Here is a 24,381-nt window from a genome sequence, read left to right as displayed (position 1 = left end):
AAAATGTCCCTGAGAACGAACGCGCTGGCGACCGCTTGCGCCGTTGCATGCACTCTTTCCGGATCGCTGACAGCCGTCGGCGCCGAGTTCACGTACAACGAGAAGACCAACGCGGACCTCGCTAAGAAACTGAATATTCCCGTCTATTTTGCAGTTCCGAAAAGCGCGTGGGCGCCGCTGCCAAAAAGCTTCAACACCTCCGATAAGCTGGTAGAGTTCAAGCACCCGGACGGCGTCAACGCCAAGGGCGACGTCGGCTTGCGCCTGATCGTGGCGAAGAGATCGGGGTTGGCCGCGCGGTTGGGGAAGAGTGGGCTGGTGCAGACCGGCGACATCCTGCTGACGTTCCGGACCGAGTGGGGCGGCGCGGGGGCTTATCCCAACATCCAGATGGGCATTAGCCACACCGGTTTCGGATATGTCGACAAAGGCGGCACGCTGCGCAATCTCGACAACCCGCTCGATGGCGAATACGTCGGGCGCGGCGACCTGACCAGCGAGCACTACCGGACGCTGAACTTCCTGCACATCATCCGTCCGCGCGATCTAACGGATACGCAGAAGGCCAACCTGCTGGCTTGGGCGACGCGCCTCAACGCCAGCGCCGGCAAGGTCTATCCAAGCCAGATCAGCTTCAACCAGGACTACAACGCACCAAAGTACAAGCCGGGCTCGAACCTCGACTTCGTGAAGCAGTTCGGACAGATCGCGCTCGGGCAGGGCCATTCGGGCAAGCCGCTCGATATGTACTGCTCGGAGTTCGTATTTGCGCTGCTGTCGCTACGCGACTGCGATCCGGCCAAGGACGGCGAAGCCTTCAAGGGCAGCCGCGTGCCTGCGTGCATCAAGATGCCGATGCAGCCGATGAAGGCGACCGGCAACGTGCTGCCGACGCACGGTCGCAGCACGTACTCGGGTCTTGCCGATGGCCCGATGCTGGTCATCGACCAGATGGATTTGTCCGACGAAGCGCGAAAGCCGCTGCTGGAAAGCATCTTTGTCGAGAACCCGGCCGGCATGTCGAAGATGTCCGTTGGTCACCGCAAGGTTGCCGAAGAGATGCAGCCGCGGTTTGAACGGCTCAAGAGTTACTACGTCGGCATGACTGGCCGCATGTGGCAGAACTGGCGCGCGCGCCTGATCGGAACCGGATTCAACTGGGCCGGCATCGCCGAGAACTATTCGCCTACCTCGTACCTCATCAACACGCTGCTGCCCGAGAACAACAACAGGCGCACCATGGACTACGTGGCGACAGTGGTGATCAACTAGAGCCGTTCCGCGGTTCATTGAACCGCGGGCCGGCCCTAGGTCTTTAATTTGTCGTGCTTCTTATCGGAAAACCGGCTCCCACTTTTCCGGAAGCACTCTAAGCGGGACCGCAGCAGACCCCATGAGCATTGATCGCCGGCAGTTCGTACAGGGGGCCGTAGCCGCCTCCTGCGCGCTGTCGCCCATTGCAAGGGCGCAGGCATCGCCGCCCATTTACATCGGCGATATGCACGCGCACCTGTTCTTCTTCGGCATGGGCGCTTCACCGGAGAAGAGGCCGTTAGGTCCTACGATGGCGGCCGGCAACGCGACGCTGGTGGCGTGGTCGCTTGTCGGGGACGTGCCATGGCTGCGCGTCACCCCAAAGGGCATCAAGCAGAATGGTCAGCCCAAGCGCGGCGAAGCCGGGGCGTGGTTCGAGAGCGATCTTGCGCGCATCAAGCAGCACCTCGATCAGCAGAATCTGAAGCTGGTCCTCACCCCCGAGGACATCGACAAGGCGGTGGCAGGCGAGCCGCACGTCGTGCTCACGGTCGAAGGGGCGACATTCGTCGAGGACAATCCGGCGCCGATCGAGCACGCCTATGAACTCGGCATCCGCAGCGTGCAGCTGGTGCACTACATCGAAAATCCGCTGGGAGACTTCCAGACGGAGCGTCCGCAATACGGTGGGTTGACCGATCTCGGCCGCAAGGTGATCGAGACGTGCAATCGGCTGGGGATGCTCGTCGATCTGGCGCACTGCACCGATACGGCGGTGCGCGAAGCGCTAGAGGTCGCCAAGCAGCCGGTGGTCTGGTCGCATTCGTCGGTGACGCGCACGCGGCAGCCGAACTGGAAGATGCCGGTGTGGCAGGCGCGGCAGTTGCCGATCGATACGGCGAAAATGATCGCCGGCAAGGGCGGCGTTGTCGGGCTGTGGCCGATGCGCTCGGATGTAGGAGCGACGCCGGAGGCCTACGCGGAGCGTTTGTGGGAACTGGGTGAGTGGATCGGTATCGATCACGCCGGTATCGGCACGGACATGAATGCGATCGCACGGCCGGCGATCACGAGCTATGCGGACGCGCAAAAGATGGTTCGCTATTGGCAGAAGGCCGGCTTTGCCGATGAGAGCATCCGCAAGCTGGCGATCGGCAATTTCGCGCGGGTGCTGAAGCAGGCGATGAGCGCGCGGGAAGCCTGACGCCGCCGCCACGAGGTGCGTAGGGGGCGGCGCCAGAAGCGCCACCCCCTTCTTTGTCAGAACTTCACTGTGACGCCGGCATTGAAGGAGCGGCCTTCGCCTGCAACAGCCCCGATGGTTCCGACCTGACCGCCGGCCTTGTAGCCGGCCCAATCGACGCCACCCAGCGGCGGGTAGTAGAGCTGGTCGAACACGTTATCGACGCCGACATCGAAGCGCATGTTCTGCCACTCGTAGCTGGTGCGCAGATTGAGGATTGCATATCCGGGCGTCTGCGGCTCATTGCGCAGCTCGTTGATCTCGGCTTTGCGGCTGACCGCAACCAACTCGGCAATGCTCGACCAGTTGCCGAGGCTATGCTGAAGCGCCAGGCGAACGTTGAACGGCATCATGTGATAGAGGTTGTCGCCACTATCGAGGTTCTCGCCGTTGACGTAGCCAACCACGCCCGACACGTCGAAGCGACCGTCTCGCTTGCTCTCCCACAACAGTGCCGAGCCTGACACGTTAACGCCGTAGAGGCGTGCGTCGTGATTGGCGAAGCGCAGGGTGACGAAGTTGGCGTTGGACATCGCGGCGACGTAGTCGGCGTCGATGTAGTCTTCGACGTAGGTGTAGTAGGGCGTGATGTGCAGCATCCAGTCACGATGCGCCTTGTCATGCCAGCCCGCGGTGAAGCTGAGCGTGTGGCCCACCTCGGGGTCGAGATCAGGGTTGCCGATGTAGCCGTTGCCGTCGCCATACCAACCGATCATCGTGGCGGCCATGCTGCCGACACCCCAAGAGTAGCGCTCATAGAGGCTGGGCGAGCGAGTCTTGCGGGCATAGCCGAACTCGTACACCTCGTTCGCCGATGGCTCGTAGCGGGCCATGGCGGTGATGTCGAAGTTCACGTCCGTGCGCGAGCGATCCTTGCTGTTGAAGGCGGCTGCGGCCGCGGCGTCGGGATTGGGCATCATGCACATGCCCATCATCATCATCAGACAGCTGGCATCGCTATAGGCCTGTACGTTGCCGGTATCCATCCAGACGACGTCGTTGCGGGCGCCGATCATGGTGGTCCATGAGCGATCCCAGCGGTGCTCCCACTCAAGGAAGGTGCCGAGGCGATCGCGGCGCCCGCCATTGATGTTCCAATAGGTGTCGGGCCCCATCATCATGCTGCCGGAGAGCGGCGGCCACCAATCGTCCAAGCCCTGGTGGTGGAACTCGTTGCCGATGCGGACCAGATCGGTACTGGAAAGCGGGATCTCCGCCTTGACCGAATAGCCCGCATCGGTGCCTTCGGTGCGCATCGGCATGGCACCCGGTTGCTTGTCCTCGAGGATGTCCATCGCGTGGCTGGTGTTGTGATAGAAGGCGCGCGCGTCGAGGAGACCCCAGTCGAAGCGGCCGACGTAGCGCGCGTTGAGCATCCACGCCTCGTTGTCGACCATGTCCATGCGCTGGTTGATGAACCCCTGGTAGGGGATCGTCGCATAGGTGCCCTGGACGACGAGCAGGTTGTCGGCGTCCTTGGCGGCGAAGGTCAGCGAGTGGTTGGCGGCCTGATATAGGGTCGAGAGGACCGTAGCGCCGTCACCGCCGCGCTCGTAGTCGTCGGCTTTGGTCCAGGAACCAGCGTACCCCACGCTGACGTTCTGTGTCGCGGCGTTGGCTGTGGCAGACACACCGACCTTGTCGCCGTTGCTGCGATAGAACGTCGAGAGAGAACCCGAGGTCTTTACGCCATCGCCCGTGGCGAACTCGGGAATGGCGGATTCGACGACGATGGTGCCGCCAAGGCTGTCGCCGCCCTTGCTGACCGGGGTGACGCCCGCGATCACTTCGGCAGCGACGATCTGCGATGGATCGATGTAGGACAGCGGCGGGTTCATGTGATTGGAGCACGCCGAGGTCACAACCATGCCGTTGAGCAGCACCTTCACGCGGTCGTCGTTGAGGCCGTTGAGGACCGGCAGACTGGACAGTCCGCCACCAGAGAAGATGCTGCCACCGGGCGCACGGCTCATGATCGCTGCCGTGTCGCTGGACGTCGGCGCCTGCGACTGGATGGTCTTGCGGTCCACGCGCGTCGTGTTGAGCGGCACGGCCATGCCCGAATGGCCGACGCCGATATCCGCGGGGCCATGGCCCATGGCGGCGTGATCATCCTCGCCATTGGCATCGCCGGCGGTGGATTGCTGCGCGGACGACTTCTTCGCCACCTTCTTCTTGGTCGGCTTGTTCGGCAGCTGCTTCTGCTCGACGACGACGGGCGGAAGGGCTGTCGAGGCTTCTTGCGCGGATGCCGTTGCACCCGCCGTTACCGCAATGATTGCGACCGCGCTCGCGCAAGCGAGCGGTACGCCGTAACTCCGATACATGAACGCTACTCCCAGGGACGCTACTTGAGCGCGCGCGCTTCAACAGGCGCTGCGACGCTTGACGCAGAACGACGTGGCCGAGGCACGCGTGCAGCATCACGCTGCTGGCGGATTGCCTTCACGATCCACGCGGTCAGGCCTGGGCGGGCGGTCCGCGGCTTCTGGCAGGGATGGTCGTTGCGCTCGCGACATCCTCATGGGAGGCGAGTGCTAGTGGCGCATGAATGTGCGCAGGTGGAGCCACGACGGATGGCGCAGGCGCCAGAGCAAGCTGGAATGCCGCGAGGCCTTTGCAGATGGGGCAGCTGGAAGATGGTGCCCCCGGCGCGGAGGTGCCGGCCGCATTGCTCCCGTCAGTGGTGCAGATTGTTTGTTCGGCCAAGCCGAACTCGGCCGCGAAAAGCTGATGCTCGAATTGCGAGGTGAGGTGAAGGGGCAGGAGCAGCGCGTAGAACGCCAGCCCCAGAAGCGCCAACGCTCCGGCCAGTCGATTACGCGGCAACTGAACTCGACTTTCCATGCGGGCCAAAGTACCGGTCCGGCTGCACGCCGTTCAAGAGCGAGTGCACTGCATCATGCCGAACCTGCAGAGGGATGTGTCAGCGGGAGCACAAAGCGATGCAGATCAGTCCGGCGGCGAATGGCCGTCGGTAGATCCCGCGAACGCTAGAGAATGAACTTGGACAGATCGGCGTTCTTGGCGAGGTCGCCGATGCGATCGTTGACGTATGCCGCATCGACCGTGACCGATTGTCCGCCGCGGTCGGAAGCGTCAAACGAGATTTCATCGAGGACGCGCTCCATCACCGTCTGCAGGCGGCGGGCGCCGATATTCTCGACGGTCGAGTTGACCTGAACGGCGGCGTCAGCGAGCGCGTCGATGGCATCGTCGGTGAAGTTGATGTTCAGACTCTCGGTGGCCAGCAGCGCGATGTACTGCTTGATGAGGCTTGCCTCCGGTTCAGTGAGGATGCGGCGGAAGTCCTCTCGCGTCAGGGCCTGCAACTCGACGCGGATCGGCAGGCGACCTTGCAGCTCGGGCAGCAGGTCTGACGGCTTGGCGACGTGGAACGCGCCCGAGGCGATGAACAGCACGTGATCGGTTTTCACCGGCCCGTATTTCGTCGAAACGGTGGTGCCCTCGATCAACGGCAGGAGATCGCGCTGGACGCCTTCGCGCGAGACATCGCCGGTGGCACGCCCGGAATCGGAGCGCGAGCAGATCTTGTCGATCTCATCGAGGAAGACGATGCCGTTGTTCTCGACGGCGCTTATGGCTTCGCCCGACAGCGTCTCGCTATCGATGAGCTTGTCGCTCTCCTCGGCAATCAGAACGTCGTAGCTGTCGGCGACGGTGACGCGGCGCGGCTTCATGCGCTGGCCGAAGGCCTTGCCGAGCATGTCGCCGAGGTTGATTGCACCGATGGAAGCTCCCGGTGCGCCGGGAATGTCGAACATCGGCAGGCCAGCACCGGGTGCCTCGGACACCTGGATTTCGATTTCCTTGTCGTTCAGCTCGCCGTCGCGCAGCTTCTTGCGGAACGACTCTCGCGTGCCGGGCGAAGCGGCGGGGCCAACGAGGGCGTCCAGAACGCGCTCTTCGGCGTTCTTTTCGGCGCGCGTGCGCACCTCCTTGCGCTTGCCGTCCTTCACGAGCGACAGCGCGACCTCGACGAGATCGCGGATGATGCTGTCGACGTCGCGGCCGACGTAACCGACTTCGGTGAACTTAGTGGCCTCGATCTTGATGAATGGCGCGCCAGCGAGCTTGGCGAGGCGGCGCGAGATTTCCGTTTTGCCGACGCCGGTCGGTCCGATCATGAGGATGTTCTTGGGCAGAACCTCTTCCTTTAGGTCCCCGACGAGCTGCTGGCGGCGCCAGCGGTTACGCAACGCAATCGCCACGGCACGCTTGGCGTCGGCCTGCCCGACGATGTAGCGGTCCAGCTCGGAAACGATTTCACGCGGGGAGAAGTTGGTCATCGGTGGGTCCTGTGGTGTCGTGCGCCGGGCGCCATCTTATCTGGCGCCTTCCTCCGTTATACGGAAGCGGGTGGGACGAATTGGCGGAAGCTGCCGAGAGGCAGCGTATTGACGGCAGCGGCGCGCAGGCGGCGCCACTGGGCCGAGAGTAGCAGCACAAGAGCGGCAAGGCCCAGTAGGGTCAAGGAAACGGAAACATCTTTCGCCAGGCTTTCTGAAAGCAAATAGCCGATGGCGATGCCGGCGTAGGTTAGCCCGGAGACCAGCAGCGCGCGACGATCGAGCACGAGCGCGACCAGACCGAAGGCGGCAAACAGAGCGAGAACGCCAATCGCCTTGGCGACGCCAAGCTCTTCGGCGGGACCGAAAACCAGCGACGTCATGGCTTGTACCAGCAGCGGCGCGGCGAGGAGATGCAGCCAGAAGCCGACATCGGACCGGCGCGTCACGCGTCGCGGGTCAGTCGCGTCAACGCAGGCGGCTGCGACGAAGATGATGGCACCAAGGATGGCCAGCAGCAGGGGTTGATGGTCGCTGGTCCACTGGGCGTCGATCATGCCGCTCGCGCCGACGACCGCGCAGGCGAGCCCGCCAGCGACGATGGCAGTGTCGATCGGTACGTTGAAGCGCCAGCGGTGGAGCGCTGCGGAGAGGGCGGTGCCAAGTCCGCAGAGCAGCCAAGTCATAGAGGTGGTCGGCTCGGCCAGAACGCCAGTCGCCTGCATTGCCACGGCGGCGGCGCCATAGGCGACGATACCGCCGGCCGAGGCGAACATCAGGGATAGTGTTATCGCGGGCAGGGCCAACCGAAGGCGGCGGGCAAACACCTCGGACAGGGCCCACGCTGCGACCATGCCGAGCGCGGCGAAGACAACGCCGGAGCCGAGCGTGCTCGACAGGCCGAAGAGGGCCGAGACGAGAAGCAGGATGCCGATGGCGACGAAGATGTCGTTGAAGCCACCGATGAGGCGGAAGCGCTCATCGTCGGGGTCAATAGCTGCCGATTGATCGGCCGGCGGCGTGGCGGCATCAGCGGCCAGTGCGCGCAGACGGGTCGCTTGCTCGGCGGTGATAATGCCCTGGGCGACGCCAAGGTCGATGTGCTCGTCGCGGATCATGCGGCTCAAGGATGCCGTCAAGCCGAGACGAACTTGAGGCCGACGATGCAGGCAACCAGGGCGAAGAGCAGCATCATGCGCTGCGGCGTTGCGACCTCGCCGAAGGCCCATACGCCGAGGACTGCGGTGCCGGCGGCACCAATACCCGTCCAAACAGCGTAGGCGGTCCCAAGCGGGACGCCTTCGAGGGAGCGGTTGAGGCAATAGAGGCTGAGCCCGGCGAGAGCAAAAAACGTGAGCGTGAAGCCGAGCCTGCTCGGGCTCAATCCGCCCGAGAAGCGAAATGCCGTCGTCGCCGCCACCTCTAGTGCCCCGGCGGCGATTAGGAACATCCACGCCATGCGTCGTCTCCCCTGCGGCGTTACCGGTCTTTATTCGTCCCGCCGCGTGGACGGCAGGCTTTCGATGACCAGGTTATCGTTGGTGTAAACGCATATCTCAGCAGCAATAGCCATGGCTTTGCGGGCAATCGTCTCAGCGTCGAGCGGCTGGTCGAGCAGCGCGCGGGCCGCCGCGAGCGCATAGTTGCCGCCCGATCCGATGCCCATGACGTGGCGCACGGGCTCCAGGACGTCGCCGGTGCCGGTCAAGACCAGGGTGCTTTCGGCGTCGGCAACCAGCATCATGGCTTCGAGGCGGCGCAGATAGCGGTCGGTGCGCCAGTCCTTGGCGAGTTCGACGCAGGCGCGGGTGAGCTGGGCGGGATACTGCTCCAGCTTGGCTTCGAGGCGCTCGAACAGGGTGAAGGCATCAGCCGTGGCGCCAGCGAATCCGCCGATTACGTCGCCCTTGCCGAGCCGGCGAACCTTGCGGGCATTGGCCTTGATAATGGTGGCGCCGAGGCTCACCTGACCATCGCCAGCGATGACCACACGACCATTTTTACGAATGGTGAGTATGGTGGTGGCGTGCCAGGAGCGCGGAGCATCCGCGGAAGAACCAGAAGTTTGCATTGCATTAGCATCCAGACGGCGGGTTTTGAGGCCCGCAAGGCGCTTGCCGCGGCGCTGGAACGGCAGGGCTCAAGCTGATAAACGCTCGTTTCCAGCGAGGCAAGCCATTAGCCAAGAGGCCTAACTTGAAGCGGCAGGCGACGATTTCCCGCAAGACCAAGGAGACCGAGATCACCGCGACGGTCGATCTCGACGGCACCGGCGCGTACGATATCTCGACCGGCGTCGGCTTTCTGGACCACATGTTGGAGCAGCTTGCCCGCCATTCAATGATCGACATCACCCTCAAGGCGAAGGGTGACCTGCACATCGATTTCCACCACACCACCGAGGATGCCGGCATTACGCTGGGACAGGCGGTGGCGAAGGCGCTCGGCGACAAGAAGGGCATCACCCGCTACGCCGACGTGCACCTGCCGATGGACGGCACGCTGACGCGCGTCGCGGTCGACATTTCGGGCCGGCCGTACCTGGTGTGGAATGTGGAGTTCACGCAGCCGAAACTCGGTGAAATGGACACGGAATTGTTCCGCGAGTGGTTCCAGGCGTTTGCGCAGAACGCCGGCATCACGCTGCACGTCGCCAACCTCTACGGCGACAACAACCACCACATCGCCGAGACTTGCTATAAGGGGCTGGCGCGCGCTCTTCGCGCTGCGAGCGAAGTCGATCCGCGCCAGGCGGGCCGCGTACCCTCGACGAAGGGCACGCTTGCCTGCTGACGAACCTTTTCGCGTGAGGCCGTTCCGTGGTCATCTACACCGTGCATGAGCCGCCGAACGCATCGGCCAATCGGCTGGAAAGCGCCGAGCAACTGCTGTTCGTGAAGGACGGCTTTTCCTGGCTGGCGGCGCTGCTGCCAGCCGTCTGGCTGCTGTGGAAGCGGATGTGGCTGGAATTGATCGCCTTCATGGCGCTCGCCGGGCTCATCGTTTGGGCGTTCACGGCACTTGGCGCGCCCGACCTCGGCAATGGCATATTGCTCGCCATGCAGGTGCTGTTCGGTTTCGAGGCGGGCAACCTCTACAGCGCCTCGCTGGAGCGTCGCGGTTGGCCCCTGGTCGGCACGGTGTCGGGTAGCTCGCGCGAAGATTGCGAGCGGCGCTTCCTGGAAGTATGGCTGCCGACGCGCACGGAGATCCCGGCTGCGCCGACTGTCGCCGTGGGTTCTGGCGCACGGCCTTCCTGGACGCAAACCGCGCTGGCGCAAGCCACAGGGATGTTCAAGCGCGGGGATCGCGCACCGGCTGGGACTGAAGCTTAGAAATGCAGCGCGTTGCCATCATCGATTACGGCTCGGGAAACCTTCACTCCGCGGCCAAGGCCTTCGAGCGCGCCTCACGTGAGTGTGGGGCTGATGCCGAAATCAACGTGACGAACGATCCGAAGGTGGTCGCGACGGCGGATCGCGTCGTGCTGCCGGGTGTCGGCGCATATGCCGATTGCAAGCGCGGGCTGGAAGCGGTCGCCGGTATGCGCGAAGCGCTGGAAGAGACAGTGCGCGGCAAGGGGCGGCCGTTCCTCGGCATCTGCGTCGGCATGCAGCTTATGGCGACTCGCGGGCTCGAATTCGAGGTGACGCAGGGGCTCGACTGGATTGGCGGCGAGGTGCGCCACATCGAGCCGAACGATGCGAGCCTGAAGATCCCACACATGGGCTGGAACACGCTGACGGTGATCACGCCGCACGCGCTGCTGGCGGACATTCCGACCGGGCCTCAGGGACTGCACGCATACTTCGTGCACTCGTATCATTTCGTCGCGAACGATCGCGCGTCGGTGGTGGCCGAGACAGACTACGGCGGGCCGGTGACGGCGATGATCGCCCGGGACAACATGGCGGGCACGCAGTTCCACCCCGAGAAGAGCCAGACGCTGGGGCTGAAGCTGATCGCGAACTTCCTGAAGTGGAAGGTGTAGTTTTTACTGGCACAAGCTACGGCGGCTCGCACTCAATGCGCGTGTTGCTCTGCTGAGGGCCGGCGCTCGCGCCGGGGCGCCACGCTTTGCGCCGCCGATTCACGTCCTCACCGTTAAACGCTCGGACGATCGGGGCGCCGTGCGCCCTTGCCGCTTCGCGTCCAAGAGGGCCGCGGTTCACTGGTCCACTTCCCTCGTGCTGGCGAAGCCGGCAGGAGCTCCACTCCCGGCAACGAAAAAGGCCCGATCCGGGGGAACGGATCGGGCCGGGCGCCTCACGCAATACCGGAGGGGGAGACTTGGACTGAGATACGCGGACTGAGAGAACGCAGGGACGCGGGACTAGGGGACGCAACAGCTACTAGAGACGCAAACTCAACAAGCTTCGGCGAGGGGCAGCTCCTGCTGATCGTCGACGAAAGGTTGGGGCATCGGAAAGGCGATGACATTGGTGTCGCCACCGGTTTCGACGCCGGCGCGCCGCTGGCGGAACCAGCGCAGCGCGGTGTTGGTCATGACCGCCTCATCGCGGGTCGCCTGGATGAGGAGGCCGTCATCGGGGTCGAGCATGCCGCGCAGCTGCGCCTCAATCTCTTCCTCGCGGGCGTCTGTCTTCACGTACCAGGTCTGCTCGAGCGGGCGGGCCCACGAATGACCGAGAGCCATGATCTGCTGCGCAAGGATGTGCTTGTTCCGGTGTGGCTGGGCCAGGTCGTAGGAGATGATGAGGGTGCGCATAGCGGTGTCTCTCTGAGCTGGATCTGTGAGGGGAGAGACGCGATACTGGGGTCTGATTGCGCTGCATTTGCGGCGCTGCGAACGTAGGGAGAACATCGCACGATTCAGTGGCGGTGTCCAGCATTTGTTCTCATGCTGTTCTACGTTGTTCTACTCGCGGCAGTGTCATTCGAAGAGCGAAAGCTGACCCTGATGGCCGTCGCGTGGGTGGCGCTGGTGCGGGCCAAAATCGACGCGATCCATCAAGCCCGGATAGCGTTCCTCGAACACTTCGAGGGCCTTAGCGCGGGCGGCGGCGAAGCGCACGCCTTCCCAAATTTCATAGAGGCGACGCGGATCGCAGCCGTAGCGTCGTACGAGGTCCTTGCGTCGAATACGCAGCCAACGGGCGATCCAGATGTCGACGGCATCCGCCTCGGTGAGCGGGCGGCGGGCAAGCGCCTTCGGAACACTATTGAGGAACGCAACGGCCATGGCAGTGACTTGGGTGATCGCTCTCGCGGTTACTAGGGTGGCGGACGTGGCCTTGACTTATCTGGCCACAAAACTTCTATCGCTCGCAATAACAGCGAACTGATGGCCAGCATCTTCTATCCGGCTGGCGAACCGACAGGAAGCCACCGCAAGTGATCCTCTTTCCCGCGATCGATCTCAAAGACGGCAAATGCGTGCGCCTGAAATTGGGCGAAATGGATGCCGCCACGGTATTCAATGACGATCCGGCAGCGCAGGCGCGCACCTTCGAGGAACAGGGCTTCAAGTACCTGCACATCGTCGACCTCAATGGCGCCTTTGCCGGCAAGCCGGTGAATTCGGCAGCGGTCGATGCCATCCTCGATGCGGTGCAAATGCCCGTGCAGCTCGGCGGCGGCATTCGCGACATCAAGACGATTGCGAACTGGATCGACAGCGGCGTCGACCGGGTGATCTTGGGCACGATCGCCGTGCGCGATCCAGAGCTGGTGCGACGGGCTTGCGTCGAATATCCGGGGCGGATCGCGGTTGGCATCGATGCCAAGGGCGGAAGAGTGGCCGTCGAAGGCTGGGCGGAAACGTCCGAGCTGACCGCGGAGGAACTGGCGAAGCGCTTCGAAGATGCCGGTGTGTCGGCGATCATCTACACGGACATCGAGCGCGATGGCGTGCTCAAGGGCCTCAACCTCGAAGCGACGGCGAAGCTGGCGCGTTCGACGAGCATCCCGGTGATCGCGTCGGGCGGGCTTGCCTCCATCGACGATGTGAAGGCGCTGCTGCAGCCGGAATACGCGATGTTAGAGGGTGCGATCAGCGGACGGGCGCTTTATGACGGGCGTCTTGATGCAGGCGAAGCGCTGGCGTTGCTGGCCGCGGGAGCGGGAAGCTAGCCGGGCTCGTCAACGCACGGTAGCCTGTTTACTCAGATGGCCTGGGCCGGTGCATGACATCGCGAGAATCGATCACAAAGGAACGTGCGCTCGAAGTCGTCCTGGCTGCGGAAGCGGCCTGGAATCGACGCGATCTTGCCGCTCTGCGCGAGATGTATACCGAGGATCTGACATACTTCTCGAACTGGGGTGGCGAGAATAATGGTCCCAGGACCATCACCGGCCGGCAGGCCTATCTCCTCCGTCTCGCCGGCCTACGAGATACGAGCGACATCGACATCAAGCTGGTGAGCTTCAGCCTTTCAGGCAATCAGGCGAGAGCGAACTTCGAGTTCACATGGCGCGACCCGCAAACGGGCATGAGTCACAGTGCCACCAGCCGCAACGTCATCGTGTTCTCGGGCGACCGAATCTGCAGGCTCGAGGTCTATCAAGACGCTGCCGCACTGGCTACATTTGCAGCGCTGCTCAAACGACCCCAGTAGGGGGTCTCGATACAATCCCACGACGAAGGCCAAAATGACCCTGAAAACCCGCATCATTCCTTGTCTCGACGTGAAGGACGGCCGTGTCGTCAAAGGCGTCAATTTCGTCGACCTGATCGATGCGGGCGATCCTGTCGAAGCGGCCGCGGCTTACGATGCTGCAGGGGCTGATGAACTCTGCTTCCTCGACATCACCGCGAGCCATGAGGATCGCGACAACATCTTCCACGTGGTGGAGCAGACGGCCGAGCGGTGCTTCATGCCGCTGACCGTTGGCGGGGGCGTGCGCACGATCGAGGACATCGGCAAACTGCTGAATGCGGGAGCCGACAAGGTGTCGATCAACACCGCGGCGGTGAAGAATCCGCTGTTCGTCAAAGAAGCATCCGAGAAGTTCGGCGCTCAGTGCATCGTCGTCGCCATCGACGCCAAGCGTGTCTCGCAACCGGGCGAGACGCCGCGGTGGGAGATCTTCACACACGGCGGGCGCACGCCGACGGACATCGATGCCATAGAGTTTGCAAGGCAAGTTACCGAACTTGGTGCGGGCGAAATCCTGCTGACTTCGATGGATCGCGACGGCACGAAAGCCGGTTTCGATCTGGAGCTGACGCGGGCGATCTCCGACGCGGTGACTATCCCGGTGATCGCGTCAGGCGGCGTCGGCAATCTCGATCATCTGGTCGAGGGGATTACGCAGGGGCACGCGAGTGCGGTGCTTGCCGCATCGATCTTTCACTTCGGCACCTACACGATCGGCGAAGCCAAGCAGCACATGGCCGAAGCGGGCATCGCGGTGCGGCCTGCCAGCTGAGCGGCGCCGCACGTCATCTCAGGCTGCGCAGGTGTGCCGCTGCGCGCATTCCATCAGCACCGCGCCAAGCTCGGCCGCCGGGACCGGACGACCGATGTAGAAGCCTTGCGCGCGCTTGCAGCCTGCACGCGTCACAGTATTCAGCTCGTCAATGGTCTCGACGCCTTCCGCCACCGTGCCCATGCCCAGGTCGTCAGCGAGGCTAGCGACGGCGCGCACCATTGCCGCGTTGTCGCCGTTGCCCGCAGGATGGGCACGTACGAGCGCGCGATCTATCTTCACCTTGTCGAACGGGAAGGACCGCAACGAGCTCAATGAGCCGGTGGACTGGCCGAAGTCGTCGAGCGTGATGCCGACGCCAAGCTCGCGCAGCTCATGCAACGTGTCGCACAAGCGGCCTTTGTCACGGCAGATGAGCCCCTCGCTGATTTCAAGCTCGAGCCGGCTGGCCGGCAAACCGGCGGCCGACAACGCGCCCTCGACGACGCTTGCGAGATCTCCGCTCTCGAACTGCAGCAGCGACAGGTTCACCGTTACAGACAGCTCACTCGCCCAGTGCGTCGCGTCGCGGCAGGCCTGGTGCAAAACCCAACGTCCGATGTCGACGATCGCACCGGTCTTCTCGGCCACGGGCAGGAAGTCGGTGGGGGCGATCAGGCCGTCGTGTGGATGTGCCCAGCGGAGAAGCGCCTCGCAGCTGACGACATTATGCGAGTGCAAGCTGAGGATCGGCTGATAGTGGAGCTGAAACTGATCGCGGCTGAGGGCTGAATGAATATCCAGCTCTAGACGCCGCTGCGCCATGATCTGGCGATTGCTGTCGCGATTATATAGCTCGAATCCGCGACGGCCTGCAGACTTGACGTTATACAGCGCGACATCGGCATTCTTCAGGAGTTCATCGGGCGTGCGTCCGTGGACGGGCGCGCGCACGACGCCAAGACTGGCGCTGACCGTGATGACGTTGCCGAGAATGTTGTAGGGCCTGCCAACGGCAGCAAGGACGCGCTTGGCGAGGCGCTCGCACTGTTCGCTGCGCCCGGCCCCGGATTGTATGATGGCAAACTCGTCACCGCCGAGACGGGCGAGAAAATCAGTGCGCCGGATGCACGAGCGAAGGCGCTGCGCGACGGCCTTCAGCAACGCGTCGCCGATGGGATGGCCGTAGGTGTCGTTGACCTCTTTGAACTCGTCGAGATCGAGCCAGTGCAGGGCCAGCGTGCAGCCTTTGCCCAGTCCCTTCAACGCGTGCTCGAAGGTCTCGCGAAAATAGAAGCGGTTGGCGACGCCCGTCAGTGCGTCGTGGTGCGCGAGCCATTCTATCTTTTCTTCGGCGCGACGCTTTTCGGTGATGTCCTCTTGAATGTCGACCCAGCCGCCATCGGCAAGCGGCTGATACGTCACCAGCAACGTGCGTCCGGAACGGAGGTTCTGCACCTGGGTGAAAGACTGGCCCTGCGCCAGCTTGCCAAGATGCGTCGAAAGCCAATCGGAGAACCGTGCTTCGTCGAGCGCGCAATCGCGGCCAGTGGTCTGGCGCAAGTGATATTGGACGATGTCTCGCAGGTGCGTCCCGGGTTGCGTCAGCTCCTCGGGAAGCTCGTAGATCTGCCTGTAGCTCCTGTTGCAGACAATCAGGCGCTGTTCGGAATCGAACATGGAGAGCCCGCGAACCATATTGTTCAGGGCGAGCTCGAACCAAGCGTTGAGTTGCTCGAGAGTCCGTTTTTGCTCCAGCAGAACGTCGGTGGCGGCTATCTCCGCGGGATCCTGACGCTCGGCGTTAGTTGGACTGCAACCGCAACTGGGTGTGGGTTTCCTACCCATAGAGAATTGTGCCCCTCCACATGCCAGGCTGTGGCCCGTATGCGAGGACGATACGCAGTCATATGTATGCGCTGACTTAAGTGAACGCGCGGCGTTTCAATCAAATGGCGCGGGCGGCGTTAAGGAATTGGCCGCCGAGAGACGCGACTAACCGGTATTTATCGGGCTTCGCGAGCCGCGAACGTTAATGCCGAGCGATTCCTCCAACCTTTGTAGCAATCACAATATGTGTCCGGGCGCTTACCTCAGTCAGGACACGGCGTTTTTGCGTCGAAAAGGCAGATATCGCGAACGAGGCAATCCGGACATTCCGGACACCGCGCTTTGCAAACGTAGCGGCCATGCAGGATGAGCCAGTGGTGGGCGTGTAGAGCGAACTCGGCAGGAATTACCCGAAGCAGATCCTCCTCGACCTCGAGTGGTGTCTTTCCGCTCGATAGGCCTGTTCGATTTGCAACTCTGAACACATGCGTATCGACGGCCATGGTCGGTTCGCCGAAGGCGACATTCAGAACCACGTTCGCCGTCTTGCGGCCGACGCCGGGAAGCGCTTCGAGCGCTGCACGATCATGCGGGACATTGCCGCCGTGGTTGGCGACGAGCTGGCGAGACAACTCGATGACATTGTGCGCCTTGTTGCGATAGAGCCCGATCGTCTTGATGAAGTCGCGCACCTGATCCTCGCCCAGGCGGACCATCTTTTCCGGCGTGTCGGCAATTTTGAAGAGGGCGCGCGTAGCCTTGTTGACACCGGCGTCGGTGGCCTGGGCGGAGAGCACGACAGCTACCAGCAACGTGAAAGGATTAACGTATTCGAGCTCGCTCTTGGGCTCGGGATCGGCTGCTTGAAAGCGCGAGAACATCTCCTGGATTGCGTCTTTGGAGAGGCGCGTGCGGCTGCGGCCCCGCGTGCGCTTAGCGCTCGTCGCAGGCGGCAGCTCGTCGCGCCGCACTTTACCTTTGGCAGGCTTCGCCGGCGCTTTCGCCGCCGCCGCTTTTGTTTGTTGCTTCGCGGCTTGGCCGCCCTGCCTCTTCATAACTGCCGTTCCCCGCGCTAGGCTTGGCAGATGAGCGAAAACCTCGATCCGAGACAAGCGCCAATCGTGCCGCGCACAGAAACGAGCGCGGGCTCGCGCGAGCGAGGCGAATTCCGAGCCGTGCTTTATCCGCATCGCTCGCTGGGGCCGAAGGGGTTTCTGGTGCTGATGATCGCCATCGGCAGCGTGAGCTTCATCACCGGCATGGTGTTCTTGATGAAGGGTGCCTGGCCGGTGTTCGGCTTTTTCGGGCTCGACGTTGCGCTGGTCTACCTCGCCTTTCGCCTGAACTATCGCGCGGGACGGCTCTACGAGAAAATCGACCTCACGCCACAGGCGCTGACGATCACGCGCGTGCATCCTTCCGGCCAGCAGGAAAGCTTCGACTTCAACCCCTACTGGGTGCGCGTCTTCATTGCGGAAGGACCGCAAGGGCGCACCGATCTGCGGCTCGCCTCACATGGGCGCGAGTTCGCATTTGCCCGATTTCTCACCGACGATGAGCGCCGCGAGTTCTCGCATGTGCTGTCGGGGGCATTAGCCGAAGCACGAGCCGCACTGGCCTAAGCGCTGGCGTTCGTTTCCCAAATACCCGGCATTTGAATCAATCCTTCAGCTCAGATCGAGCGTGAAAGCAACCTCGCTCCGCTAACCATGGATCAGCCGGATAAACCGGCATGAGTTCATGCATCGGAGGGACAGATGCGCGGATTATTCGTAGGTGCTCTGGTGGCAGGGCTCGCGCTGACGATGGGCGCTCACTCGGCAGACGCGGGCCGCTACCGGCAGTACAGCAGCGGCGGCGACTGCAAGCCGTACAACGGGCCGTTCGGCTTCTACGGCAACATCTGGTGCCAGCCGAGCGAGTCCTCTTACCTTCGTAACCTCGGTGCGCAGTGGCCGCAGAAGACTCCGAAGAGCCTCCGCTATCCGAAGCCGTCGTCGAACTACGAGTGGTAAGAGTGCAGCACGCGGCCGCTCAGGTGAAGCGGCCGCCGCGTTGCAGGACCTCGATCTTGTAGCCGTCGGGATCTTCGATGAAGAAGAACTTTCCGAACGGCTTTCCATCATGCGTCATCTGCTTGATGTCCTTCGGCGTGAGGCCGGCGGACTTGATGCGCGCGTGCTCCGCTTCGAGATCGTCGACAGCAAAAGCGATGTGGCCATAGCCGTCGCCGAGCACATAAGGCTCGGTGCGGCCCTTGTTGACGGTCAACTCCACTTCGAAGGGCGATTGCGCGCCCTTCATGTAGATGAGGGTGAAGTCGGGGAAATCGGCGCGCTGAGAAATCTCGAGGCCGAACGCTTTGTTGTAGAAGTCGACGCTGCGGGCCTCGTCGAGAACACGCACCATCATGTGGATCGGCTTAGCCACGCGGCCTCCTAGTTTTGCTGCTTGTGCTAGCCCTCGAACGCGAGGTCAGCGGGCGATATCAGAACCCCGAACTGCTGACACCAAATGACGACGCTCGGATAGGCCTTCAAATCCGTCCCCGCGGGGATCGCATATTTTTGGCTGCCCTTGAAGCTGCGAAGCTTTCCGAGATCGACAAATTTTGCGTCTGCCAGATCTGCCGAGGAGCGAACGCCCTGCTTGGGCACAAGGTAGACGTGAAGGTCGGGGCCAGGGCCAACTTCGAAGTCCGGCTCCAAGAACACCACGCCATCATATACCGCGACGCCTCCCTTGCCGTAGTGGACCGGGTCGGATGGGTTGGCGTGGATGAAAGAGCCTTTGGCGAGCCGCGTTGTTTGCTCGGCGGCGGTCAATTGCTCAGTCGCAGGCGGTGGCGGGAAGACGTAGGGGAAAAGGAAAAATCCGAGAGCAGTGCCGAATCCGGTGCCGAGAATTCCGCCCGCGACAAAAGTTAGTGCTGATCGCCACATGGCGCCCTCCCGGTGATCCATCGATAACCGGGATACGGGAGGGCGGGAGCGGCTGTTACAGCCAGGGCCGCGATTCAGAGGCCGACGTCTCGAACTTCTCGATCGCCTGCTTCTTCTCGAGCGTCAAGCCGATGGCGTCGAGGCCGTTGAGCAGGCAGTGCTTGCGGAACGGATCGATGTCGAACTTGATGACGCCGCCATCGGGGCCACGGATCTCCTGCTTTTCCAGATCGACGGTGAGGGTGGCGTTGGCGCCGCGGCTCGCATCGTCCATCAGCTTGTCGACTTCGGACTGCGGCAGCTTGATGGGCAGAATGCCGTTCTGGAAGCAGTTGTTATAGAAGATGTCAGCGAAGTCCGGCGCGATGATGCAGCGGATGCCGAAGTCGAGCAGCGACCAGGGTGCATGCTCGCGCGAGGAGCCGCAGCCGAAGTTCTCGCCGGTGACGAGGAGCGTCGCCTGGCGATAGGCCGGCTGATTGAGGACGAACTCGGGGATCTCCTTGCCTTCCTGGTCATAGCGCATCTCGTAGAACAGGCTCTTGCCGAGCCCGGTGCGCTTGATGGTCTTCAGGAACTGCTTGGGGATGATCATGTCGGTGTCGATGTTGCGCAGCGGCAGCGGGGCGGCGACACCGGTCAAGGTCGTGAACTTGTCCATGCTGGCTTTCTTTCAGCGCCTTACATTCTGAGCCCGTCTGCGAGAGCCTGGAAATAGCCCTCGGCCGAGGCCAAGCGGTCGATATGGGTAGGCTTGCGGCCCGCGACGACGGTTTTCGTCAGCTCCCCTGGCCGAAGCAACTCTAGGCGCCTTTTAACTCCTGCGAGCTTGCGCCCGTCAAGGTGATGCTCGAGAACCTCGACCATTGTTTCGATGTAGCCGCTGATACGCCCGAGTTCGCGCACGGCCCGCTCACGCGCCGACCGGTCGCGCGGGGCTGCCTCGAGCTGCCTCAGGGCCACGCTGGCGCGATCAAGGGTGGCGGCGATCTTCTCGGCGTAGGCCGCAACCCGCGCCCGGCGGGCGCCGTCGAGGGCGCTAAGGGCCGCAAGCCAGCAGTGCACAGTCTCGGCGATCGAGAGGATACAGCGGGCGTATTCGGCGATGGGCAAGGTGTCGCGCTCCGGGTACGAGGCCAAGCTAGCCCGTTGGAGAGGCGCGGGGATTTTTCTCGTATAACCAACGGAACGGTGCGCAGCCGGCCATTTGTCTACGAATTTTTAACCTAAATTATTCACCCTCCGGTTCAGCGCCAATGGCGATCCAATCTGGACCCTCGGAGATGCGTATGTACCGAGTTCTTCTGGCGACCCTCCTCGCCCTCCTAGCCGTTCAACTGTCTGGCTGCACCGGTTCGCTCCGCCTCGGAAGCAGCGTGCATGTCGTTACGGCAGAGCATCTCCTGGCGCGCGGCTGATCGACAAGAGCGCTCGCGCGCCCGCAGTCCCGGCGGCATCACCGATCGTAATTCTCTGACTGCCTGAGCGTAGTCGCTGTAGACGCTGGCTCGCGCGGCCGCTATTGGCAGCGACAGCAGCAGCCGACAGCGGCTGCCGTCGGCACTCAGGGTTCGACCATGGCCACGCCCTCCGGACTGGCAGCGCTTGCCAACGGCGCTGTGCTTTCGCCTTTCACGCAATTGCGGAAGCTGCTGGGTTCGTCTCCAGCCGGGCATCAAGTGCCGATCGATCTGACAATCGGGGAGCCGCGCGAGCCGATGCCGGCGTTCGTGGCGAGCAAGCTGGCCGAGGCCGTGGCGAGCTACGGGCAGTATCCACCGATTCGGGGCACGCAGGCTCTGCGCGAGGCCATCTCGAAATGGTCGGAGCGACGTTACGGTGCCGCCGCGGCGCCGGACGCCGACAGCGAGATTCTGCCGATAAATGGCTCACGAGAAGGGCTTTTCCTTGCCGCGCTATCGGCGGCGGGGCGCAAGAACGTCAGCGGACGGCAGGCCGTTCTGATGTGCAATCCCTATTACAGCGCATACGTGGGCGGCGCCCTTGCGGTCGATGCGGAGCCGGTGTTCCTCAATGCCACCGCGGAAAGCGGATTCCTGCCGGACCTGGATGAGCTGGAGCACGACAAGGCGCTGCTGGAGCGCACGGTGGCCTTCTATCTCTGCTCGCCGGCGAACCCGCAAGGTGCGGTCGCGAGCCGCGAATACATACGGCGGGCGCTCGATCTGGCGCGCGCGTACGATTTCATCTTGTTCTTCGACGAGTGCTATTCCGAGATCTACTCGGATGTGCCTCCGCCCGGAGGACTGGAAGTCGCGGCGGCGACACCGCAGCGGTTCGACAATCTTGTCGTCTTCAATTCGCTTTCGAAGCGCTCGAACCTGCCAGGGCTGCGGTCGGGGTTTTGCGCGGGCGACAGGGAGTTCATCGAAATCTTTGCGGAGCTGCGCAACATGGTGGCGCCACAGGTGCCTGGACCGACGCAGTTCGTGTCCGCCGCCGTGTGGTCAGACGAGGCCCACGTTGAGGCAAACCGGGCGGCGTACCGGGCAAAATACGACGTCGCCGACCGCATTCTGGCGGGCAAGTACGGTTACCAGCGGCCCGCAGGTGGTTTCTTTTTGTGGTTGGATGTCAGCAAGTTTGGCGGTTCTGCTCAGGCAACAGTAACCTTATGGCAAGACGCAGGTGTCAAGGTGATCCCTGGTGCCTACCTGGCGCAAGCCGGGCGCAATGGGATCAATCCAGGAGCAGACTATGTGCGCCTGGCACTGGTCCGCGATGCGGTGACCGTCGGTGAGGCACTCGAACGATTAGTAGTAGTACTTGCGTAGCGTAGAGTACGTTCGAAATGCGTCCCCTCGAGTCAAGCGACCCGAGACGCCTGCTTCCGGCTACTGTCGAAGACAGGCTGATTGGATTGTCAATCCGTGCCGGTGGGCTCGCGCTCCTGGTGTCAGTAGGTGCGGCCTGGGCCAGCCTGCTCACCTGGTCGCAAGCGGATCCCAGCCTGACGCACGCTGCTGATGGAGCGGCAACCAACGCGCTCGGCTCGGCCGGCGCGATCTTTGCCGACGTGCTTCTCAACACATTAGGTTTTGCGGGCGTGTTCGTTCTGCTCGCTCCCATGTTCTGGGGGCTGGAGCTGATGCTCGCCGAGCGCCTCTCCGCTAACCGCAAGAAGACGAGCCTCTTCCCTCTGGCGGTCTTGCTGCTCGCGGGCGGGTTCGCCGCGCTGCCGTTGTCGGCCGGCTGGCCGTTCGGCCATAGCTTCGGCGGCATCGTCGGCGACTGGGTGCAGAGACTGACGGCAACCCTGTTCGACGCCGTGGGCGCTGAAAGCATGCTGCCTCTCGCCGGCCTCGCCTACTTCCTGTGCGGCTTCGGCATGCTGGGCTACAGCCTCGGCCTCGAGCGCGACGACATCATGCGGCTCGTGGAGCGCAGCCGGCGGCTGTCGCGCCGCCGCGGTCCACTGATCCCCGAATGGATGGGCGAATATTTCGCCAAAGCGCAGGTCACTTTCGAGCCGGCCGACAGCGTCACCGAACCCATTCGCTACACCGTTCCAAGCGAGCCTAAACGCAGTGCGCCGCGCCGCGAGCCGTTCCTTCCGGGGCCGGCCACGTTCGAGCGGCCGCAAAATGTGCAAGCTGCGTTCGCCGAGGCCGTGGTCGCACGCCGCGCTGGCGATGACATCCCCGCGGGACGCGACGCAGAATTCGACGACAGCACTGATGCAGAGAGCCGCGCCATAGCCCGCCGCTTTGCTCCGGCCAACGCCAAGCGCTCAGCCGATGGCGAGCCGCAGATCGTCGAGGTTGCGCCAGAAACTGCGAAGCGCGGCGGCAAGGCGAAGCGCTCCAATATGCTTGGCGGCATTGCCCAGACACGCGTGGCGCCCGCTTATCGCGCGCCTTCGATGAACCTGCTGCGCCGGCCGGCCTCGAAGAATACCCCGACGTTCACTCAGTCGGTGCTGCGCGGCACCGCGCGGCTGCTCGAAGAGGTTCTGGCCGACTTCTCCATCAAGGGTGAGGTGCGCGAGATCCGCCCGGGTCCGGTCGTCACTCTGTTCGAACTGGAGCCTGCGCGCGGCACCAAATCCTCACGCGTCGTAGCGCTTGCCGAAGACATTGCGCGCTCGCTGAGCGTGACGTCGGCGCGCGCCGCCATCGTGCCGGGCCGCAACGTGATCGGGATCGAGCTGCCCAACGTGCGGCGCGAGACCGTGTATCTTCGCGACATTTTCGAAGCCAACGCATTCACCGCATCCGACGCGGCGCTGCCGATGGCGCTCGGCAAGTCGATCGGCGGCGAGCCGATCGTGGCCGACCTTGCGCGCATGCCGCATCTGCTCGTTGCCGGCACCACCGGCTCTGGCAAGTCGGTGGGCATCAACGCGATGATCCTGTCGCTGCTCTATCGGCGCTCACCTGAAGACTGCCGGCTTTTGATGATCGATCCGAAGATGCTGGAGCTGTCGGTTTACAACGGCATTCCGCACCTTCTGACGCCTGTCGTGACCGATCCTCACAAGGCCGTCGCGGCCCTCAACTGGGTCGTTGGCGAGATGGAAGAGCGCTACAAGCGCATGGCGGCGCTGTCGGTTCGCAACATCGAGGCGTTCAACGGCCGCGTGAAGAAAGCGCAGAGCCGCGGCGAGCAGCTGACGCGCACGGTGCAAACGGGCTTCGACGAGGCAACGGGCGCTGCCGTCTACGCCGAGCAGGAAATGCCTGCCGAGACGATGCCGTACATCGTCGTGGTGGTCGATGAGTTCGCTGACCTGATGATCGTCGCCGGCAAGGAGATCGAGGCCGCCGTGCAGCGCCTGGCGCAGATGGCGCGCGCTGCCGGTATCCACCTCATCATGGCGACGCAGCGGCCGTCGGTCGATATCGTCACCGGCACCATCAAGGCGAACTTCCCGGCGCGCATCAGCTTCAAGGTCGCCTCGAAGATCGACAGCCGGACGATCCTCAACGAGCAGGGCGCCGAGCAATTGTTGGGTCAGGGCGACATGCTCTATTCGCTGGGCATGGGGCAGATCATCCGTGCGCATGGCCCGTTCGTTTCCGACGAGGAAGTCGAACGGATCGCGGAGGCACTGCGCAAGCAGGGGGTCCCGGAATACATCGACGGAATAACCGATACGCCGCCCGCATCGGACGGTCCGGGTGCGGACGCGCGTGCCACGAGCGAGGACGACCTCTACGACATGGCGGTCGCCATCGTGCTGCGTGATCGCAAGGCGTCGACGAGCTACATCCAGCGGCGCCTGTCGATCGGGTACAACCGTGCTGCCGATCTGATCGAGCGCATGGAGCAGGAAGGCCTGATCAGCGCAGCAGGGAGCACCGGTAAGCGCGAGATCCTGGCGGCCGGCAGAGAGGGTGTCCGGGCGGCCGCAGCGGGCTAGTATATCCTCCGCGGATGCTCGATACGCCTACATCTAGACGCAATGTTC

General features: G+C 63.2%; 25 protein-coding genes. 12 read left to right on the top strand and 13 right to left on the bottom strand.

The window, feature by feature from the left end:
• Positions 1 to 3: 3 nt before the first annotated feature.
• On the top strand, positions 4 to 1,272 hold the full coding sequence (locus tag NDB2M4_RS03575) for a hypothetical protein (RefSeq protein ID WP_072370168.1): 1,269 nt from the start codon (positions 4 to 6) through the stop codon (positions 1,270 to 1,272).
• 121 nt (positions 1,273 to 1,393) lie between these two features.
• The gene (locus tag NDB2M4_RS03570; protein WP_072370166.1) at positions 1,394 to 2,458 is read left to right on the top strand and encodes a dipeptidase; all 1,065 of its coding nucleotides are present in this window, start codon (positions 1,394 to 1,396) and stop codon (positions 2,456 to 2,458) included.
• 56 nt (positions 2,459 to 2,514) lie between these two features.
• Here NDB2M4_RS03570 and NDB2M4_RS03565 read toward each other — a convergent pair whose 3' ends face one another.
• The 5 genes from NDB2M4_RS03565 to hslV form a co-directional block, all read right to left on the bottom strand.
• On the bottom strand, positions 2,515 to 4,824 hold the full coding sequence (locus tag NDB2M4_RS03565) for a TonB-dependent receptor (protein ID WP_072370163.1): 2,310 nt from the start codon (positions 4,822 to 4,824) through the stop codon (positions 2,515 to 2,517).
• 666 nt (positions 4,825 to 5,490) lie between these two features.
• Complete coding sequence (gene hslU / locus NDB2M4_RS03555; protein WP_072370158.1) at positions 5,491 to 6,807, bottom strand: ATP-dependent protease ATPase subunit HslU; 1,317 nt, start codon at positions 6,805 to 6,807, stop codon at positions 5,491 to 5,493.
• A gap of 56 nt (positions 6,808 to 6,863) precedes the next feature.
• Positions 6,864 to 7,925 (bottom strand): hypothetical protein, encoded by a 1,062-nt coding sequence (locus tag NDB2M4_RS03550; protein ID WP_072370155.1) that lies wholly within the window; start codon positions 7,923 to 7,925, stop codon positions 6,864 to 6,866.
• A 17-nt stretch (positions 7,926 to 7,942) separates the two neighbouring features.
• Positions 7,943 to 8,266, bottom strand: coding sequence for a DMT family transporter (locus NDB2M4_RS03545; RefSeq protein ID WP_072370151.1), 324 nt, complete (start codon positions 8,264 to 8,266; stop codon positions 7,943 to 7,945).
• Between the two features lie 30 nt (positions 8,267 to 8,296).
• A complete protein-coding gene (hslV, locus tag NDB2M4_RS03540) occupies positions 8,297 to 8,878 on the bottom strand; it encodes an ATP-dependent protease subunit HslV (protein ID WP_072370148.1) in 582 nt (193 codons plus the stop codon).
• 125 nt (positions 8,879 to 9,003) lie between these two features.
• Here hslV and hisB point away from each other — a divergent pair, with 125 nt between their 5' ends.
• The 3 genes from hisB to hisH are packed head-to-tail and all read left to right on the top strand — an operon-like array spanning position 9,004 to position 10,798.
• Positions 9,004 to 9,600: an imidazoleglycerol-phosphate dehydratase HisB gene (hisB, locus tag NDB2M4_RS03535; RefSeq protein ID WP_072370146.1), complete on the top strand. Its 597-nt coding sequence runs from the start codon at positions 9,004 to 9,006 to the stop codon at positions 9,598 to 9,600.
• A 26-nt stretch (positions 9,601 to 9,626) separates the two neighbouring features.
• The gene (locus NDB2M4_RS03530; RefSeq protein WP_072370143.1) at positions 9,627 to 10,142 is read left to right on the top strand and encodes a DUF2628 domain-containing protein; all 516 of its coding nucleotides are present in this window, start codon (positions 9,627 to 9,629) and stop codon (positions 10,140 to 10,142) included.
• Positions 10,143 to 10,144: 2 nt separating this feature from the next.
• The gene (gene hisH, locus NDB2M4_RS03525; RefSeq protein ID WP_072370140.1) at positions 10,145 to 10,798 is read left to right on the top strand and encodes an imidazole glycerol phosphate synthase subunit HisH; all 654 of its coding nucleotides are present in this window, start codon (positions 10,145 to 10,147) and stop codon (positions 10,796 to 10,798) included.
• A 375-nt stretch (positions 10,799 to 11,173) separates the two neighbouring features.
• Here the strand turns inward: hisH and NDB2M4_RS03520 are convergent, their stop codons facing one another.
• Entirely contained in the window at positions 11,174 to 11,536 is a 363-nt protein-coding gene (locus NDB2M4_RS03520; protein WP_072370137.1) for a hypothetical protein, read from the bottom strand.
• A 165-nt stretch (positions 11,537 to 11,701) separates the two neighbouring features.
• A complete protein-coding gene (locus NDB2M4_RS03515; RefSeq protein WP_072370134.1) occupies positions 11,702 to 12,010 on the bottom strand; it encodes a hypothetical protein in 309 nt (102 codons plus the stop codon).
• Between the two features lie 152 nt (positions 12,011 to 12,162).
• Between NDB2M4_RS03515 and hisA the strand changes: the two genes are divergently transcribed.
• The 3 genes from hisA to hisF are packed head-to-tail and all read left to right on the top strand — an operon-like array spanning position 12,163 to position 14,199.
• Positions 12,163 to 12,900 (top strand): 1-(5-phosphoribosyl)-5-[(5-phosphoribosylamino)methylideneamino]imidazole-4-carboxamide isomerase, encoded by a 738-nt coding sequence (gene hisA / locus NDB2M4_RS03510; RefSeq protein WP_072370131.1) that lies wholly within the window; start codon positions 12,163 to 12,165, stop codon positions 12,898 to 12,900.
• Positions 12,901 to 12,953: 53 nt separating this feature from the next.
• The gene (locus tag NDB2M4_RS03505) at positions 12,954 to 13,385 is read left to right on the top strand and encodes a nuclear transport factor 2 family protein (protein ID WP_072370128.1); all 432 of its coding nucleotides are present in this window, start codon (positions 12,954 to 12,956) and stop codon (positions 13,383 to 13,385) included.
• A gap of 34 nt (positions 13,386 to 13,419) precedes the next feature.
• Positions 13,420 to 14,199 (top strand): imidazole glycerol phosphate synthase subunit HisF, encoded by a 780-nt coding sequence (gene hisF, locus NDB2M4_RS03500; protein WP_072370125.1) that lies wholly within the window; start codon positions 13,420 to 13,422, stop codon positions 14,197 to 14,199.
• Between the two features lie 18 nt (positions 14,200 to 14,217).
• Here the strand turns inward: hisF and NDB2M4_RS03495 are convergent, their stop codons facing one another.
• Entirely contained in the window at positions 14,218 to 15,876 is a 1,659-nt protein-coding gene (locus NDB2M4_RS03495; RefSeq protein ID WP_280173523.1) for a putative bifunctional diguanylate cyclase/phosphodiesterase, read from the bottom strand.
• Between the two features lie 395 nt (positions 15,877 to 16,271).
• Positions 16,272 to 17,063, bottom strand: coding sequence for an endonuclease III (nth, locus tag NDB2M4_RS03490; RefSeq protein WP_072370119.1), 792 nt, complete (start codon positions 17,061 to 17,063; stop codon positions 16,272 to 16,274).
• A 30-nt stretch (positions 17,064 to 17,093) separates the two neighbouring features.
• Here nth and NDB2M4_RS03485 point away from each other — a divergent pair, with 30 nt between their 5' ends.
• Both NDB2M4_RS03485 and NDB2M4_RS03480 read left to right on the top strand, forming a co-directional pair.
• Positions 17,094 to 17,630, top strand: a complete 537-nt coding sequence (locus tag NDB2M4_RS03485) for a DUF2244 domain-containing protein (RefSeq protein ID WP_083555723.1) — start codon at positions 17,094 to 17,096, stop codon at positions 17,628 to 17,630.
• A gap of 135 nt (positions 17,631 to 17,765) precedes the next feature.
• On the top strand, positions 17,766 to 18,023 hold the full coding sequence (locus NDB2M4_RS03480; protein ID WP_072370116.1) for a hypothetical protein: 258 nt from the start codon (positions 17,766 to 17,768) through the stop codon (positions 18,021 to 18,023).
• Positions 18,024 to 18,042: 19 nt separating this feature from the next.
• Here the strand turns inward: NDB2M4_RS03480 and NDB2M4_RS03475 are convergent, their stop codons facing one another.
• The 4 genes from NDB2M4_RS03475 to NDB2M4_RS03460 are packed head-to-tail and all read right to left on the bottom strand — an operon-like array spanning position 18,043 to position 20,063.
• Positions 18,043 to 18,438, bottom strand: coding sequence for a VOC family protein (locus NDB2M4_RS03475; RefSeq protein WP_072370113.1), 396 nt, complete (start codon positions 18,436 to 18,438; stop codon positions 18,043 to 18,045).
• Positions 18,439 to 18,464: 26 nt separating this feature from the next.
• Positions 18,465 to 18,950 (bottom strand): DM13 domain-containing protein, encoded by a 486-nt coding sequence (locus tag NDB2M4_RS03470; RefSeq protein WP_072371757.1) that lies wholly within the window; start codon positions 18,948 to 18,950, stop codon positions 18,465 to 18,467.
• Positions 18,951 to 19,005: 55 nt separating this feature from the next.
• A complete protein-coding gene (leuD, locus tag NDB2M4_RS03465; RefSeq protein ID WP_072370110.1) occupies positions 19,006 to 19,611 on the bottom strand; it encodes a 3-isopropylmalate dehydratase small subunit in 606 nt (201 codons plus the stop codon).
• A gap of 20 nt (positions 19,612 to 19,631) precedes the next feature.
• Entirely contained in the window at positions 19,632 to 20,063 is a 432-nt protein-coding gene (locus NDB2M4_RS03460) for a hypothetical protein (protein ID WP_072371754.1), read from the bottom strand.
• Positions 20,064 to 20,527: 464 nt separating this feature from the next.
• Here NDB2M4_RS03460 and NDB2M4_RS03455 point away from each other — a divergent pair, with 464 nt between their 5' ends.
• Both NDB2M4_RS03455 and NDB2M4_RS03450 read left to right on the top strand, forming a co-directional pair.
• Complete coding sequence (locus NDB2M4_RS03455; RefSeq protein ID WP_072370107.1) at positions 20,528 to 21,745, top strand: aminotransferase class I/II-fold pyridoxal phosphate-dependent enzyme; 1,218 nt, start codon at positions 20,528 to 20,530, stop codon at positions 21,743 to 21,745.
• 17 nt (positions 21,746 to 21,762) lie between these two features.
• Positions 21,763 to 24,333, top strand: a complete 2,571-nt coding sequence (locus NDB2M4_RS03450; RefSeq protein ID WP_072370104.1) for an FtsK/SpoIIIE family DNA translocase — start codon at positions 21,763 to 21,765, stop codon at positions 24,331 to 24,333.
• The last annotated feature ends 48 nt before the right edge of the window (positions 24,334 to 24,381 follow it).

It is taken from the genome of Hyphomicrobium sp. NDB2Meth4 (genome assembly GCF_900117445.1).
GTDB lineage: Bacteria > Pseudomonadota > Alphaproteobacteria > Rhizobiales > Hyphomicrobiaceae > Hyphomicrobium_A.
The sequence above is the reverse complement of the archived record's forward strand: the minus strand, read 5'-3'. Positions and strand labels throughout refer to the sequence as shown.